This is a genomic window from Pontibacter oryzae, from assembly GCF_003576375.1.
GTDB classification, from domain to species: domain Bacteria; phylum Bacteroidota; class Bacteroidia; order Cytophagales; family Hymenobacteraceae; genus Pontibacter; species Pontibacter oryzae.
Map to the genome: position 1 here is coordinate 789,023 of NZ_QWGE01000002.1, position 15,243 is coordinate 804,265.

A 15,243-nucleotide genomic window follows, 5' to 3' on the forward strand; every position below is an offset into this window, starting at 1 on the left:
TTGCCTCATACCACCAAACTACCTTACCTTTGCGCATGCCAGAAAAAATTCTCATCCTCGATTTCGGTTCGCAGTACACCCAGCTTATTGCCAGAAGGGTTCGCGAGCTTAATGTTTATTGTGAGATTTACCCGTACAACAACGTGCCGGAACTCACAGAAGAAGTGAAAGGCGTGATCCTGTCAGGTAGTCCCTGCTCCGTTCGCGACGCTGAACATCCCAACATCAATCTTAACCAGTACCTTGGCAAATTGCCTGTACTCGGCGTGTGTTACGGGGCACAGCTATTAGCCCACGAAAACGGCGGCGAAGTAACCCCATCCACCATCCGCGAGTATGGCCGTGCCCGCCTGAGCGAGTTGCACAACCATGACCGCCTCTTGAAGGAACTCACCCTGGGTTCTGTGGTTTGGATGTCCCATGGCGATACAATTAAAGAAATCCCGGATAATTTTGAGGTAATTGCCAGTACGGACAGCGTACGCGTAGCCGCTTTCAAACTGCGTGACCAAGAAACGTATGGCATCCAGTTCCACCCAGAGGTAACCCACTCTGATGAGGGAAAAACGCTGTTGCGCAACTTTGTGGTGCATATCTGCGGCTGTGTGCAAGACTGGACCTCCGAGCAGTTTATTGATGCCACCGTAGCTGAGCTTAAAGAGCAGCTAGGAAACGACAAAGTGGTGCTAGGACTTTCAGGCGGTGTTGACTCAAGTGTAGCCGCCATGCTTATACATCACGCCATAGGCAAAAACCTATACTGTATTTTTGTAGATAACGGGCTATTGCGCAAAGATGAGTTCCAGACTGTACTGGACTCGTATCAGCATATGGGCCTGAACGTAAAAGGTGTTGACGCCAAAGATAGGTTTTACACTGCCTTAGCAGGATTAACAGACCCGGAGCAAAAGCGCAAGGCCATTGGCCGCGTGTTTATTGAGGTGTTTGATGAAGAGGCGCACCAGATCGAGGACGTGAAGTGGCTGGCGCAGGGTACCATTTACCCGGACGTAATCGAATCGATGAGCGTGAAGGGGCCTTCTGCCACAATTAAATCACACCACAATGTGGGAGGTTTGCCTGACTTTATGAAGCTGAAGGTGGTAGAGCCGCTTAAAGCACTATTCAAGGACGAGGTTCGTTTAGTGGGTAGAGCCATGCATATTGATGAAACCATACTTGGCCGCCATCCTTTCCCTGGTCCCGGACTTGCCATACGTATACTCGGTGACATCACGCCTGAGAAAGTAAACGTACTGCAGCAAGTTGACCATATCTTTATCAGCAATCTGAAAAAATCAGGTTTGTATGACGAAGTATGGCAGGCCGGCGCCATACTTACTCCCGTGCAATCGGTTGGGGTAATGGGCGATGAGCGCACCTATGAAAATGTTGTTGCATTGCGCGCCGTTACAAGTATAGATGGTATGACAGCCGATTGGAGCCGGTTACCGTATGAATTCCTGGCCGATGTGTCAAACGAAATCATTAATAAGGTAAAAGGCGTAAATCGCGTTGTATACGATATCAGCTCAAAGCCGCCTGCTACGATCGAGTGGGAATAGTTTTTTTGAGAAAACATACTTAAGACACTAGCCGCAGGCTCTCATACGTTAGGGCCTGTAGCTGGTGTCTTATGCCTTACAACCAATTTAAAGAATATGAAGAATCGCTTCTGGAATATAATTGCCGGCCTGGCCCTGGCCAGCTCGCTTTGCATCACCGCTCAGGCGCAGACCCAAGACCCTGCCACCACGTACAGCAATGGCAAAATTCTGCTGCAGCAGCAACGCTACGACCTGGCCATGGCAGAATTGCTGCCGCTGACTAATACGAGCAACTATGCCCCGGAAGCATCATACTTTTATGCACTCGCAGCCCTGAAAAACGGAAACCCAAATGCAGCTTATAAAATGCTGCTGCAGCTACAGAACCAGCACCCAACCTGGGAGGGTATGCAAGATGCTGATTATTTGTTAGCGAATGTTTTATTCGAGCAGAACGAATACGAACGCGCCTTAAGTAAACTACAGGAACTCAAAGGTTCATCTTTGGAAAGTGATGCTGAGGGCCTGAAAAGGTATTACCTAAACAAGATAAACGACAGAGCCACGTATGAAAAACTGATGCGCCGCTTTGGGTCAGACAAGGCTGTGGCGCAAGTATACGCCGATAAGCTACTCGGAGGCTGGTACAAGCCACAGGACCGCCAGATGTTGGAGAGCCTAGTACAGGAGTTTAAACTTGATCGGAACCGCTATTTAAATAAAGCCGCGTTGAGCCGCCAAGGCTACAATGTGGGCTTGCTCCTCCCCTTCCAGCTTAACCAGGATTTTGCGCAGTCTGCCCGTAAAAATCAGTTTGTGACCGATATGTATGCCGGCATGAAACTGGCGCAGGATTCGCTTCAGAAGCAAGGTATCACTATTAACCTGTTTACTTATGATACAGGCGCTGATACTGTTAGTGTAAAACGTGTGCTTGAGTTGCCAGAGGTGAAGCAAATGGACCTGCTGGTTGGGCCTATTTATAAATCCACTGCAAAGGTTGCGGCACGCTATGCAGCCCAAAATGATATTAACGTTATCAACCCGCTTTCGCAGGATGTAGAAATGGCCAAAGGCAATAGTAATGTCTTCTTGTTTGAGTCATCGGTGGCGACGCAGGCACGGCAGGCTGCAGCTTATGCTTACCAAAACTTCTCGCCAAAGTCTGCCATCATACTTTATGAGAATGCTAAAGAGGATACTACGTTTGCCTTTTACTACCGAAAGCATTTTCAGCAGCTTGGTGGTAAAATAAAAGTATACAAGAAGTTCAGCCCAAGCCAGGCAACTGCTACTGCGGCAACATTTAATGCACTAAACCTTCAGGATGTAGGGCACCTGGCCGTATTCTCAGATAAAATGACAGCCGCTGTAAATGCTACCAGTGTTGTGCAAAGCAAAGCAGCGAAATTGCCATTAGTAACTTATGATAAATGGCTTGAGATTAACCAAATCACACTCCGCCAACTCGACAACCTGGAAGTATACTTCATCAGTCCCAAGTATATGGATAAGCTCAATCCAACCAACAAGTGGTTCCGCGAAAAGTATATCAGCAAGTATAACCTCACGCCATCGCAGTATGCTTTTGCAGGATTCGAGATGCTCTATTATTTTGGGCAAATGCTGCATCAGTATGGCCCTCAGTTTAATGGCCAGCTCAGCGTAGCCGGGCTGCAGCAAGGCATACTTTACCAGGGCGTAGGCTACACAGACCGGTCGCAGCGCAACCAACTGCAACCTGACAACCAATACGTACCGATAACAAAACTGGAAAACCTACAACTAACTGTTGTAAACCCGGTTTATTAACCAAGATCACATTTTAGTATAACATACCTTATGATACAAGCACCAAAGAGCAACGAACTTTTCCTTCGCGCACAAAATAGCATACCCGGCGGCGTAAACTCGCCGGTAAGGGCATTTAGAGCAGTAGGTGGAAATCCTCGTTTCATGGTTTCGGCTAAAGGGCCTTACATGTATGATGAAGACGGCAACCGTTACATGGACCTTATCAACTCCTGGGGACCAATGATTCTCGGCCATGCCGCTGATGTGGTGAACGAAGCCGTTAAAAAAGCCATTCCGAACTCTTTGTCGTTTGGTGCCCCTACCAGAAAAGAAATTGAGATTGCCGAGCTGATTGTGAGCATGGTGCCAAGTATAGAAAAGGTGCGCATGGTAAACTCCGGAACAGAGGCAACGATGTCGGCTATCCGCGTGGCGCGTGGCTATACAGGCCGCGATAAAATAATTAAGTTTGAAGGCTGTTACCATGGCCACGGCGACTCTTTCCTGATTGCAGCGGGCAGCGGCGCCATAACACTTGGTGTGCCAGATAGCCCAGGCGTTACAAAGGGCACGGCAAACGATACCCTCACGGCACCCTACAACAACCTGAAAGCAGTTCAAACGCTAGTTGAGGCCAACAAAGGGCAAGTAGCAGCCATTATTTTAGAACCAGTAGCTGGAAATATGGGCTTGGTTACACCAGCTGATGGTTTCCTGCAAGGCCTCCGCGACTTGTGCGACAAAGAAGGCATCGTGCTTATTTTTGATGAAGTGATGACTGGTTTTAGGTTGTCGCCGGGTGGTGCGCAACAACTTTATGGCGTAACTCCTGACCTGAGCACGCTAGGCAAAATAATTGGCGGCGGCATGCCTGTTGGCGCTTATGGTGGCAAAAAAGAGATCATGGATTATGTAGCCCCGGCTGGCCCTGTATACCAGGCAGGTACGCTATCAGGCAACCCAATCGCCATGTCGGCGGGTATGGCTATGCTTACCTATCTTAATGATCATCCAGAAGTTTATACGCAGTTAGAGCAAACAACTCTTAAAATGGTAGAAGGCATGCAGGCAAATATGCAGAAGCTTGGGCTTAATTTTACCATTAACCGCATTGGCTCTATGTTCAGCATCTTCTTTACTGACCAACCAGTGTATGACTTTGAATCGGCCAAAAATTCTGACACAGCTTTCTTTGGTCGCTACTTTAACGCCATGCTGCAAAGAGGTATTTACCTTGCCCCGTCACAGTATGAGGCCTTGTTTGTGTCAACAGCTATCTCAGAGGAGTTAGTGGCGCAATACATACAGGCAAATTATGAGAGTCTGCAGCAGGCGCTACAAGCATAGTATGAATTCGATTAGAATAAGTGAGCGGCAGCGCCTTACCCCGGTGCTGCCGTTTTGCTTTACAAATTTTGATACATCTCATAGTTCTCCTTACTTTTACATTCCCAATCACCCACTAACATGATTTTATCTGATAAGCAAATACTTGAGGAAGTAGAAAAAGGTACCATCCTGGTAGAGCCTTTCAACCGCGATTGCCTCGGTACAAACTCCTACGATGTGCATCTTGGCCGTTACCTTGCCACTTACAAAGATGATGTTTTAGACGCACGCAAGCACAACGAGATTGAGACTTTCGAGATTCCTGAGGAAGGCTTTGTACTAGAGCCCGGTAATCTATACCTAGGTGTTACGCTGGAGTACACTGAAACCCATGCGCATGTTCCGTTTCTGGAAGGAAAGTCAAGTGTTGGCAGGTTAGGCATTGACATTCATGCTACAGCCGGCAAAGGAGATGTGGGTTTCTGCAACACATGGACGCTGGAGATATCGGTATCAAAAAAAGTACGTGTGTACTACGGTATGCCTATTGGGCAATTGATATACTTTGAAGTGAAAGGCGGCATTGAGAATTATTACAATCAAAAGCAAAATGCCAAGTATAACCACCGCACCATTACCCCAGTTGAATCAATGATGTGGATGAACGAGTGGTAGTACCATTCAACAATATATTTTTAAAAAGCCCGTTTGATATACGTTAAACGGGCTTTTTGGCATAGTATGTGCACTATATTAGGTATATTAATTACTTACAAATGTTGGAATCTTTCGGCTGTCAAAGCCGTTTGTAAGTAATATAGTCTATTGAAAACAAAACTAAAAGGAAGGATAAGATTATGAAAAAGGTACTGGTAATGGCTTGCATGATGTTTGGTTCTACGTTCGCTGCAAAAGCTAGTGGGGATAAATCCTCAAAGGCAATCGCGAATGCCAGAGCAAAGCATATGTCTGACCAGATGATACGAGATTTGCGCCTTAATAATTATCAGTCCAGAAAATTAAGAGATATTAACCAGCAAGTTGCTGAGCAGATTACTGCCATTGAAGAGCAGTATGCCGGCAATCCTGCTAAAATTGAAGAGTTATGCAAAGGCGTTTGCGCCAAGCGTGACAGTTATCTGGAGAACGTACTAAGCACAGTACAGTATAATTCATATTTCGGCGATCGTAAAGATTATGATGCAGAAGATAAAAAGTTTGTAGCGCAGACACTGCGTGGTGAGGAAAGTGAAGGTATTGCTATCAATGCTGAATCGGACCAAGCCACAGTAAGCGTGAATTAAGCCTTTTAACTTTAGTAGTATACAAAAAAGCCCGGGCCACCTAAAAATAGGTGGCCCGGGCTTTTTTATTTATTGGTCATTCTTTTGGCGCTCTTGCTCTACATGATCAGAAAGTTCCTTGCATAGGGCTCTGATTTTATCAGCCATTACCTGGTCGCTGGTTGCGGTGGCAATGCTTTGTGCCATGGCACCCATCGTATCGATGTAAAAATACTTCATCTCATCAATAGGCATGTCCTTCGTCCAGAGGTCAATTTTCATGGTTCCAGCCTCGTCGCGGTCCCAAAGCGAGATGTTTATCGCCTTGGCAAAGTGGATCTTATCTCCGGCATCTGTGGCTCTCCAGCTAATGGCTTCCGGGATGCGGTTATCGTCCAGGGCAATGCTAAAGTATATTTCTGATTTCTTCATGTGCTCAATATTAAACTTTATTGTATAGTATTCTCGTAATATGTCTGAAAGATATATGAGCACAAAGTTACACGATGCACCACGGATTTAAAACTCTCCTACTTTTTTTTACGCTCCTCACCCTGTCGGGATGTTCCAGGCTATCGCTATCCTCAAAAAAAGGGAAGCTTTACACGGTTGCGTTTTATAATACCGAGAAGTTTTACGATGCCACCAATGACCCTGCAAAGTATGACGATGCCTTTACCTCTGATGGCACGATGAAATGGACGCAGGAGAGATATCAAACAAAACTAAAGCATATTGCTGAGGTCATTTCAGGTATCGGCGGAGACAATGGGCCAGCCATACTTGGGCTCTGTGAAATAGAGAACCGCAAAGTACTAGATGATTTGATAAGTACTGCTCCCCTTCGAAAACATGGCTATAACATAATACACCAAGATATGAGTGATGCCACCGGCCTGGACGTGGCGCTGCTCTATAAGCCCAAAATTTTCAAACCTACCTCCACTCAGTTTATCAAAATTGATTTTAAGGAAAAAGGCTATACTTCACGGGATATCTTACAGGTAAAAGGAGAACTACGTGGCGAGCTTGTGACCATCTATGTAAACCACTGGCCGCCAGCAGCCAGAACGCGCCGCAGAAAGCCTGATGATAGCCGCTGGAAAGCAGCTGCCACCACTTTGCGCCGGGAGATCGACAAACAGCAGGCAGCAGACCCAAGCACCAGAATTATTGTACTTGGTAATTTTGGTGCAGAGCCGCGCAGCACAGCCATGCAGCAAAACTTAAAGGCAACCGGCAGGCCGAACCCAGCCTTCAATAAGGAGCTCTTTAATACGCATTATATGGCTTATGTAAATGGGCTGGGGAGTTACTATAACCGCGGTGACTTTGAGATGCTGGACCAGGTCATGATCTCTAAATCCCTGATTGATGAGCGAGGTAGTTTAGAGTATGTAAGGGGATCTGCCAAAATCTATAACCCTACAAGCATAAAGTATACGTTGGGAAAGTATAAAGAAGCTCCACGCAGTACCTTTAACGGCAAGCTTTATATAGGAGGCTTTTCAGATCATTTCCCAGTGTTTATACAAGTGCGTAAGGCCAAGCGATAATGCAACGCATATAAAACAAGAGAGGCGAGCCGTATGGACTCGCCTCTCTTGTTTTATAGCTAAGGATAACTTAAACGTAGTTGTTAAGCATTACTGGCATTACAAGCATTAGTACGTCTTCCGCTTCCTCGTTCATGATTGGCATCAGCAAACCGGCACGGTTAGGCGTAGAAAGTTCAAATGTGATCTCATCAGAATCGATGTTGTTAAGCATCTCCATCAGGAATTTAGCGTTAAAGCCAATTTCCATGTCCTCGCCTTCGTACTGGCAAGACAGGCGCTCATTTGCCTCGTTAGAGAAATCCAGGTCTTCGGCAGAAACCTGCATTTCCGAACCAGACAGTTTCAGTCGGATCTGGTGCGTAGTTTTGTTTGAGTAGATCGAGATACGCTTCACAGAGCTCAGCAGGTCGCTGCGGTCTATCACCAGTTTGTTAGGATTCTGCACCGGAATCACGTTTTCATAATCCGGGTAACGCTCGTCAATCAGCCGGCAGATCATGCGGATGTTATCGAAGCTGAAGAAAGCGTTGGACTGGTTAAACTCCATTCTAACTGCAGTAGCCTCGTTTGGCAGCGTAGATTTAAGCAGTGTAAATGCCTTGCGCGGAACAATGATTGAAGCCTCTTGCTCTGTGCCAACATCGGTGCGGCGATAACGCAACAATCTGTGACCGTCAGTGGCTACAAACGTAACGTTCTCGGAGCGCAGCTGCACAAAGATACCTGTCATGGCCGGGCGAAGCTCATCATTGCTTACCGCAAAGATGGTCTTGTTGATTGCACGAGCAAGCACATTAGAAGGAATCTCGATAGCATTGCCGCCCTGCACGGAAGGAACGCGTGGGAAATCAGTCGCATTCTCACCAGACAGTTTATAACGTCCGTTTGATGAACTGATCTCGATCGTATAGGTCTCTTCGTCGATGGTGAAAGTTACCGGCTGGTCTGGCAGGTTTTTCAAGGTTTCCAGCAAAATCTTGGCAGGGGCGGCAATTCGGCCGTTTTCCTTTGCCTCCACCGGCAGCTCCGTCATCATGGATGTCTCCAGATCACTCGCTGTGATGGTTAAGGTGCTGTTGTTGATCTCGAAAAGGAAATTCTCGAGGATCGGAACCACCGGATTGTTAGTTACTACTCCGTTTATGCTGGATAGCTGCTTCAAAAGAGCAGAAGAAGAGACGATAAATTTCATTATGTATACCTATAATGTTATTTAGGCAAAGTTAAAAATATTTCGTTTTTCTCCTAAGCCTTTTACCACTCCTTTTTTGTGGCAGGCTGTGTTATAGCGAGATAATTTTAAAACCGCTCATACTTTCGCTTACGCAGGTAATAACGGATAACTCCAAATAGACCCAATAATATAATAGGTGCCGCTAAGTTCAGCAACTGCCAATACGTTTTCTCTTCTCTTACACGTACTTTATCCAGTGGCCTGAGCTCAATTTTCTTGTTCCTCACATTTATGAGGCCTTCTGAATCTAGGAGGTAATGCACCGTGTTCATGGCCAACTCCTTGTTTGCAAACGTAACATTGTTAAACCTGTCGAAACCCAGTTCATAGGCCTGGCCAGTTCTTGCGTTAATATCGTTACGTACCAGGTCGCCGTCAGAGAAAACCGCTATTTTGCTTTCTTTGCCGATTTCCTGTACTTGTGTGTTCTGCACACCGGCTGGCGCTTTACGGTTTCGGAAAAGCGATGTAAACTTTCCTTCCAGCAAATAACCAACAGGTTGCTGGCCTGCTTTATACTGTTCCGGGTTTACTTCGATCCGAGCTTCTTCCAGGGTAAGCGGCACCGGGGCATCCAAAATGCGGGAATAGTTTGAAGTATAAAGTAAAGGCGTCTTCTGGATTCCGTCTGCCTTTACCGTATCAATGGTACTTGCAAACTTAGAATAAACGGCATCCAGGTTGCGTGTAATTGGGTGATCACCGAAGTTATTCAGCAGTGGGTAAAAGCGCCAGTTAATCATTTCAGTTTGTGGCTTATCACCCAAATAACCTGTTACCAAAGGTATGAACCCTGAGTTAAGGTCCATGACCATGTTGGGGTTGAGGCGCACGCCATACCGGAATAGCAAGTCGTCGAGGTTGAGGTTGTAAGGCAGGGCAAACATACCGCCTGCGCCTACACTGTCCATATCAGCATACATCGGGTCCACGAAGAACACCGCTTTGCCGCCCTTCATAATGAACTGGTCTATTTTATACTTGTCCGCTTCCGTGAAAGGCTTGGTTGGCTTGGCAACAATTATCAGGTCCAGCCCATACAGAGAAGGAATCTGTGCCAGATCGCCACGGGCAACACGGTAGTATTCCTGCAGGGAGCCTAAAAGGTCTGTAACCTGCTGCTGCTCCAACTCGCCCTGCCCGGTGATATACCCGATGATCTTATTGCCCTGAAAAGCGATCTTGCGGATAGCCGTCGCCAGCTCATACTCCACTCCTTCTACCGATTGGTTTAGCCGCTCGTCCGGGGAGGCAGCCAGGTTCCCCTTTAATAAGTTAACCGCAGCTTCTTTGCCATTATACTTGATTACAGCCCCCGGAAAGACTAACCGCTCTACCTGCTTACCGTCTTCGGTGGCACGCAGATTTGTCGGGATAATGCCTTTCTGGGCCAAAGAAGTATAAAACTCGTTCCGCTGCTTTTCGTCAGTGATCTCGGTGGGGTCAATAAAGTTATAGCGCAGGTTGCCATCGGCGTAGATCCTGAACTCATCCAGAGTTTCGTGCACAGATTGCTGCAGGCGCTTAAAACCCGCCGGGAAATCACCCTCCAGGTATACGTCCACCACAACCTCGTTATCTAGGCGGCCCAGCATCTGCTTGGTTACTGGCGCAATGGTATAGCGCTGGTCCTCGGTCAGGTCTACCCTGAAGAAAAAGTTAGTTGCCAGCACGTTCAGAAGTATGATTCCTGCCAGGCAAGCCGAAAAGATAAGGATGTCGTTGTTGCGTTTACTTTTTGTATGCTCCATTACCACTTTCTGCTTCTAAGTACAAGTCTTGTTGCTAAAACCATCACAGCGATCACACTCACAAAGTATAGAACATCCCGTGAGTCGATAAGGCCTTTGCTGATGGCATTGTAATGGTAAGAAATCCCGAGCTGGCTGATCAGGTAGTCAAAGCTGCCCCACATAGGTATGGAGGCAATGGAATCGAAGCCGGTGTAGATGATAAAGCACAGGAACACTGCTATCACAAAAGAGATAATCTGGTTATCAGAAACAGAAGAGGCAAACACACCGATGGCGCAAAAAACACCCGCCAGAAATACCAGACCTAAGTATGAGCCTACAACAGCGGCAGAATCGATGTTCCCTTGCGGATTGCCTAACTCATACACCGAGTAATAGTATAAAAGCGTTGGCACCAACGCCAACAGCGCCAGCAATAGGGCCGCGACATACTTGCCAAGTATAAGCTGCAGATCAGTGATAGGTTTGGTAAGCAGCAACTCAATTGTTCCTTCGCGTTTCTCCTCGGCAAAGGTGCGCATGGTAATGGCCGGAATCAGGAACAGGAAAACCCAAGGCGCCATGTTGAAAAGCGTCTGCAGGTCGGCGAAGCCATACTCCAGCACGCTGCTTTCCGGGAATACCCACATAAACATGCCAATAGCCACCAGAAACACCGTGATCACGATATAGGCGACCAGGGAGTTAAGGAAGCCGTTAAATTCTTTCTTTAAGATTGCAAGCATCTTTTTTAATTAGAAAGTATGAATTAGAAAGTAGAAATTAAGTAAATCTTAAGTATGAAATGTTCAATAATCCAGATTTACTTCACCCCCTTATTTCTAATTTTTAACTTTGAATTTCTGATTATTTAGTCAGTTGTTGGAAAATCTGTTCCAGGGAGTTCTCTTCCTGTTTGAGGCCAACCAGCGGCCAGTTTCGTTCGGCAGCCAGCCTGAAAACGTTTGCCCGCACATCTGCTGCCTTGCTTGAAACGATGCGATAGGTATGGCCATGCGCAAGCTCTACGCGCTGCACGCCAGCTATACTTTGCAGCACCTCTGCCTCTACTGGCGCCTCAAACTCTACCAAGGTAATTTTCTCGTTTCTGCCTCCGGCCTGTAGGCTGGCCACATCGCTGTCGGCAACCAGTTTGCCGCGGTTAATAATCACCACGCGGTCGCAGATGGCGGTAACCTCTTGCATAATGTGCGTGGAGAAGATAACGGTTTTATTCTCGCCGATGCGCTTGATCAGGGCCCGGATCTCTACGATCTGATTTGGGTCGAGGCCTGTGGTTGGCTCATCAAGTATCAGCACCTTCGGGTCGTGCACAAGGGCTTGGGCCAGTCCAACGCGTTGCCTGTACCCTTTGGAGAGGGCGCCAATTTTTTTACCTTGCTCCAGCTGCAGGCCGCACAACTCCACCATTTCCTGCACACGCGCCTTGGCAAACTTGCTTTTGAGGCCATACACCGAGGCCACAAACTGCAGGTACTCGTGCACATACATATCCAGGTAAAGCGGGTTGTGCTCGGGCAAATACCCAACGTTCCGGCGAACGGCAATGGCATCCTGCACAACATCGTGGCCGGCTACCAGCACCGTTCCGCTGGAGGGCGGCAGGTAGCAGGTCGCGATCTTCATGGTCGTGGATTTACCTGCGCCGTTTGGCCCAAGAAAACCGAGTATCTGACCGGGCTCCACAGTGAACGAAATATCATCCACTGCGCGCTGATCGCCATATATTTTTGTAAGGTTCTTTACTTCAACAGACATTTATCCGGGGATGCTTGGAAAACAGGTTTAATGTATAATCCGCTCATACTTTACAGCGCAAAGCTACAAAAGCTAAACCATACTTGTATCTACTTCTGGCGCTTCCCTTTTGGCATCAGCGGGCGTACTTCTATGTCTACATGGTGGTAGTTCGGGTGAGACTCCAGTGCGTGCATAATGGTGGAGGCGATATCCTCGGGGCGCATCATGTTCTCAGACACTGTGATATTCTCAAAATTATCGAAGAAGTTAGTTTGCACCGAGCCAGGATAAATGCACGTGACTTTCACGCCATACTCGCGCACCTCTTTGTACAGCGAGTGAGAAATGCCACGAACCGCGTGCTTCGTGCCGCAATACCCCGACATCTGCTCTATGCCCGTAGTGCCCGCAATAGACGATATATTAATGATATGGCCTTCTTCCAGTTCCTTCATGCCAGGTATAACCAGCCGCGTGCAGTAAAAAATGCCGTTCACGTTTGTCTCGAACATGGTATGCCAATCCTCCAGGCTCATGTCCTCCATCAATCCGGCTATGCCAAGGCCAGCATTATTTATGAGCACCTGAATGTGCGTGCCCAGGCGAGAGATCGTTTGGTCGAAAGCTTGCTGCACCGATTCGTTGTAGCGCACATCGCACTCGAAGAAATGAAAATTTTCGTGCTTTAAGTTAGGAGCCGTGCGCCCCCATCCTGCCACCAGGGCACCCTTATCGAGCAAGCTCTTAACCGTGGCCAGACCTATACCTTTGCTAACGCCGGTTACCACGGCTATTTTTCCATCTAAATTCATAGTTTTGATTGTTTAGGTATGATAAATGATCTGAGGCGGATTATTAAAGTGAACTCAGCTTTTCTCTACTGCCTCAAAAAACTTCTCTAGTTTATACGGGTCTAACTGGCCATTGCTGCGCACGCCACTGCACAGGTCCACGCCGAAGGGTTGCACCACCTCTATTGCCTCGCGCACATTGCCGGCATGCAGCCCACCAGCCAGAAAAACGGGCTTATGTATACTTTCCCGGATGCGGCGGCTTATCACCCAGTCGTGGATGCGGCCTGTACCACCCAGTTCTTTTACCTTTAACCCAGGGTTACCGGAGTCCAGCAGGATAGCGTCTACGTTCTGCTCCAGCCTCATGGCCTCTTCTATACTTTGCTCGCCGAGCACATGCACCACCTGCACTAACTTAATGCCGGGCAGGGCTTCTCTTATTTGCTGGTAGGTTCCCTCCTGCAAGGCATCAACTAACTGAATTGTATTGGTATAGACCAGTTTGTGGTGTCCGATAATGGCTTGGGCACTGGTGCGGCTGGTTAGTAAAAAAGAGGCAAGCGGCGGCGGAATAGTACGCACGATCTCACGGATAAGGGCATCGCTGATTATTCCTGGTCCGCTGGGCATTTCGCCTACCAGGCCAAGGGCGGCAGCCCCAAACCGGGCGGCCGTTTCTGCCTCCTGTACGCTACTGATGCAGCATATCTTTACTTTTGGTTTCATATTTAACAATAATCCAGACTACAACCTATAGCTAAGCCCCAGGCGCACCACGCGCATATAATTTTCTACATTACTTCCATCCCTCTCGCCTGTATAGCTTGTGAGCCCATGCGCGTAACTTAGATTAAGCCCAAAACGATTTTTATACATGGCAAGCCCAATACGTGGCCTCACATCGGTACGTGGTCTTATGCGCTCCTCGGATGTTGTTATGGTTTCTCCATTACTATCTTCCGCTTCACCATTTTCTTCGCTCTTCAGACAAACACCCAGATCAGTTCCCAGTAACAGATCCACATCCAGGCCAGAACTAAAAAGGCGCTTCCCAAAGTATGGGTTAAGGTTTATGAAATCGTGCCGAAGCGTAGTATGGCCCTTAGCATACCGGAAATAAGCACTACTTGAAATACCTGTTATCTCTGTGCGGCTACGCAGTTGCTCCACACCAAGCTGCGCGCCCAAAATATACTTTCTTTCGGAAACAAACTGCGCTTGCATACCGATGCCATCGTTTATAGAAAACCTGGCCCCGTACGGGTTATTGGTGTAACTATATCCCTCATCTGCTGTGATACTAGTATAGATAAAAGAACTTTTGGCGGCCCCGGATCCGCCAAATTTTGAAATGCCGGTAAAGGCAGTACCAGATATTTCGACTGTTTGGGCAAAGCTTGAGCCAGCAAGTAAGAGCGTGCCGCACAGTAGTTTCGTTGTTTTCATGTTTTAGTATGAGTTTTGAGCGTAAGGTATAAAGTTTGGTTTTTTAGCTAAGCTATTGAATATCCCCTAACTGCGGGCGTATGAGTAACTCCTCCACCACACTGCTCCCGGACAAGGTATAGGCATTCCAGAGCGCGAGTGCAACGTCTTCGGCCTTTATAAAACGCTCTGGCGGCAGGTCAACTCCCTCCCAGCTTGCCGTAAGCGTGGCCCCCGGAAGTATGGCCGTTACCCGCACGTTATGCTCCTTCAACTCTTCGCGCAGCACCTTCGTCATGCCATACATGGCATACTTCGAGATACAGTAAGAGCCACCGTTAATGTATGGGGTGATGCTTGCCGTGGAGCAAATGTTAAATATATGGCCTGCCCGGCGCGCTATCATGCCGTGCACAAATGCCTTCGTCATGTAATAAGCGCTATATAGGTTAGTGTTGATCATAAACGGCAGCGCCTCATCATCTTCCTCGGTTATTTTGCCAGGTATAAAAAGCCCGCTGTTATTCACCAGCACATCAAGTTGCACCCCCAAACCATCAACATACTTTTTAAAACGCTTCAGTGAGTCACGGTCACTCAGGTCTGCCTCCTGAAAGAAAACTTTAGAGAACGTATAGTTTTGCTCAATCTCCAGCTTTAACTTTTGCAGGTCTTTTTCGTTTCGGGAACAGGTAATGATATGGAAGCCTTCTTTGGCAAACTGCTCAATAACGGCTCTGCCAATCCCTTTAGTACCACCGGTTACCAAAATATATCGTTGCAT

At 47.4% G+C, this 15,243-nt stretch carries 15 protein-coding genes; 6 read left to right on the plus strand and 9 right to left on the minus strand.

The features are described 5' to 3' along the window. The first annotated feature begins 35 nt into the window (after positions 1-35). From guaA to D1627_RS08275, 5 genes are all read left to right on the plus strand, one after another. Positions 36-1,565 (plus strand): glutamine-hydrolyzing GMP synthase, encoded by a 1,530-nt coding sequence (gene guaA / locus D1627_RS08255; RefSeq protein WP_119431729.1) that lies wholly within the window; start codon positions 36-38, stop codon positions 1,563-1,565. A 96-nt stretch (positions 1,566-1,661) separates the two neighbouring features. Beyond that, positions 1,662-3,359 (plus strand): ABC transporter substrate-binding protein, encoded by a 1,698-nt coding sequence (locus tag D1627_RS08260; RefSeq protein ID WP_119431730.1) that lies wholly within the window; start codon positions 1,662-1,664, stop codon positions 3,357-3,359. A 30-nt stretch (positions 3,360-3,389) separates the two neighbouring features. After that, positions 3,390-4,688 (plus strand): glutamate-1-semialdehyde 2,1-aminomutase, encoded by a 1,299-nt coding sequence (gene hemL / locus D1627_RS08265; RefSeq protein ID WP_119431731.1) that lies wholly within the window; start codon positions 3,390-3,392, stop codon positions 4,686-4,688. A gap of 120 nt (positions 4,689-4,808) precedes the next feature. Next, the gene (gene dcd / locus D1627_RS08270; protein ID WP_119431732.1) at positions 4,809-5,345 is read left to right on the plus strand and encodes a dCTP deaminase; all 537 of its coding nucleotides are present in this window, start codon (positions 4,809-4,811) and stop codon (positions 5,343-5,345) included. A gap of 182 nt (positions 5,346-5,527) precedes the next feature. Beyond that, positions 5,528-5,974, plus strand: coding sequence for a hypothetical protein (locus D1627_RS08275; protein ID WP_119431733.1), 447 nt, complete (start codon positions 5,528-5,530; stop codon positions 5,972-5,974). A 69-nt stretch (positions 5,975-6,043) separates the two neighbouring features. Here D1627_RS08275 and gldC read toward each other — a convergent pair whose 3' ends face one another. Further along, positions 6,044-6,385 (minus strand): gliding motility protein GldC, encoded by a 342-nt coding sequence (gene gldC, locus D1627_RS08280; protein ID WP_119431734.1) that lies wholly within the window; start codon positions 6,383-6,385, stop codon positions 6,044-6,046. A gap of 74 nt (positions 6,386-6,459) precedes the next feature. Here gldC and D1627_RS08285 point away from each other — a divergent pair, with 74 nt between their 5' ends. After that, positions 6,460-7,509, plus strand: coding sequence for an endonuclease/exonuclease/phosphatase family protein (locus tag D1627_RS08285; RefSeq protein WP_119431735.1), 1,050 nt, complete (start codon positions 6,460-6,462; stop codon positions 7,507-7,509). Between the two features lie 70 nt (positions 7,510-7,579). On the opposite strand, the gene dnaN is transcribed toward D1627_RS08285, so the two are convergent. From dnaN to D1627_RS08325, 8 genes are all read right to left on the minus strand, one after another. Next, positions 7,580-8,704, minus strand: a complete 1,125-nt coding sequence (gene dnaN / locus D1627_RS08290; RefSeq protein ID WP_119431736.1) for a DNA polymerase III subunit beta — start codon at positions 8,702-8,704, stop codon at positions 7,580-7,582. A gap of 107 nt (positions 8,705-8,811) precedes the next feature. After that, on the minus strand, positions 8,812-10,497 hold the full coding sequence (gene gldG, locus D1627_RS08295) for a gliding motility-associated ABC transporter substrate-binding protein GldG (protein WP_119431737.1): 1,686 nt from the start codon (positions 10,495-10,497) through the stop codon (positions 8,812-8,814). Next, the gene (gene gldF / locus D1627_RS08300) at positions 10,497-11,225 is read right to left on the minus strand and encodes a gliding motility-associated ABC transporter permease subunit GldF (RefSeq protein ID WP_119431738.1); all 729 of its coding nucleotides are present in this window, start codon (positions 11,223-11,225) and stop codon (positions 10,497-10,499) included. The genes gldG and gldF overlap by 1 nt, the downstream gene beginning before the upstream one ends. A 121-nt stretch (positions 11,226-11,346) precedes the next feature. Next, entirely contained in the window at positions 11,347-12,258 is a 912-nt protein-coding gene (gene gldA, locus D1627_RS08305) for a gliding motility-associated ABC transporter ATP-binding subunit GldA (protein ID WP_119431739.1), read from the minus strand. Positions 12,259-12,347: 89 nt separating this feature from the next. Beyond that, positions 12,348-13,052 (minus strand): SDR family oxidoreductase, encoded by a 705-nt coding sequence (locus D1627_RS08310; protein WP_119431740.1) that lies wholly within the window; start codon positions 13,050-13,052, stop codon positions 12,348-12,350. 54 nt (positions 13,053-13,106) lie between these two features. Further along, entirely contained in the window at positions 13,107-13,760 is a 654-nt protein-coding gene (locus D1627_RS08315) for a phosphoribosylanthranilate isomerase (RefSeq protein ID WP_119431741.1), read from the minus strand. An 18-nt stretch (positions 13,761-13,778) separates the two neighbouring features. Further along, positions 13,779-14,480 carry an outer membrane beta-barrel protein gene (locus D1627_RS08320; RefSeq protein WP_119431742.1) on the minus strand — a complete coding sequence of 234 codons (702 nt, stop codon included), beginning with the start codon at positions 14,478-14,480 and terminating at the stop codon, positions 13,779-13,781. A gap of 52 nt (positions 14,481-14,532) precedes the next feature. Continuing rightward, entirely contained in the window at positions 14,533-15,243 is a 711-nt protein-coding gene (locus D1627_RS08325; protein ID WP_119431743.1) for an SDR family oxidoreductase, read from the minus strand.

What these genes read in the sequence shown, in the direction of transcription:
- D1627_RS08310 (WP_119431740.1), bottom strand. Translation starts at nt 13,052, where the DNA reads ATGAATTTAGATGGAAAAATAGCCGTGGTAACCGGCGTTAGCAAAGGT.
- D1627_RS08315 (WP_119431741.1), bottom strand. Translation starts at nt 13,760, where the DNA reads ATGAAACCAAAAGTAAAGATATGCTGCATCAGTAGCGTACAGGAGGCA.
- dcd (WP_119431732.1), top strand. Translation starts at nt 4,809, where the DNA reads ATGATTTTATCTGATAAGCAAATACTTGAGGAAGTAGAAAAAGGTACC.
- D1627_RS08285 (WP_119431735.1), top strand. Translation starts at nt 6,460, where the DNA reads ATGCACCACGGATTTAAAACTCTCCTACTTTTTTTTACGCTCCTCACC.
- gldC (WP_119431734.1), bottom strand. Translation starts at nt 6,385, where the DNA reads ATGAAGAAATCAGAAATATACTTTAGCATTGCCCTGGACGATAACCGC.
- gldF (WP_119431738.1), bottom strand. Translation starts at nt 11,225, where the DNA reads ATGCTTGCAATCTTAAAGAAAGAATTTAACGGCTTCCTTAACTCCCTG.
- guaA (WP_119431729.1), top strand. Translation starts at nt 36, where the DNA reads ATGCCAGAAAAAATTCTCATCCTCGATTTCGGTTCGCAGTACACCCAG.
- dnaN (WP_119431736.1), bottom strand. Translation starts at nt 8,704, where the DNA reads ATGAAATTTATCGTCTCTTCTTCTGCTCTTTTGAAGCAGCTATCCAGC.
- D1627_RS08275 (WP_119431733.1), top strand. Translation starts at nt 5,528, where the DNA reads ATGAAAAAGGTACTGGTAATGGCTTGCATGATGTTTGGTTCTACGTTC.
- D1627_RS08320 (WP_119431742.1), bottom strand. Translation starts at nt 14,480, where the DNA reads ATGAAAACAACGAAACTACTGTGCGGCACGCTCTTACTTGCTGGCTCA.
- D1627_RS08260 (WP_119431730.1), top strand. Translation starts at nt 1,662, where the DNA reads ATGAAGAATCGCTTCTGGAATATAATTGCCGGCCTGGCCCTGGCCAGC.
- D1627_RS08325 (WP_119431743.1), bottom strand. Translation starts at nt 15,243, where the DNA reads ATGCAACGATATATTTTGGTAACCGGTGGTACTAAAGGGATTGGCAGA.
- gldG (WP_119431737.1), bottom strand. Translation starts at nt 10,497, where the DNA reads ATGGAGCATACAAAAAGTAAACGCAACAACGACATCCTTATCTTTTCG.
- gldA (WP_119431739.1), bottom strand. Translation starts at nt 12,258, where the DNA reads ATGTCTGTTGAAGTAAAGAACCTTACAAAAATATATGGCGATCAGCGC.
- hemL (WP_119431731.1), top strand. Translation starts at nt 3,390, where the DNA reads ATGATACAAGCACCAAAGAGCAACGAACTTTTCCTTCGCGCACAAAAT.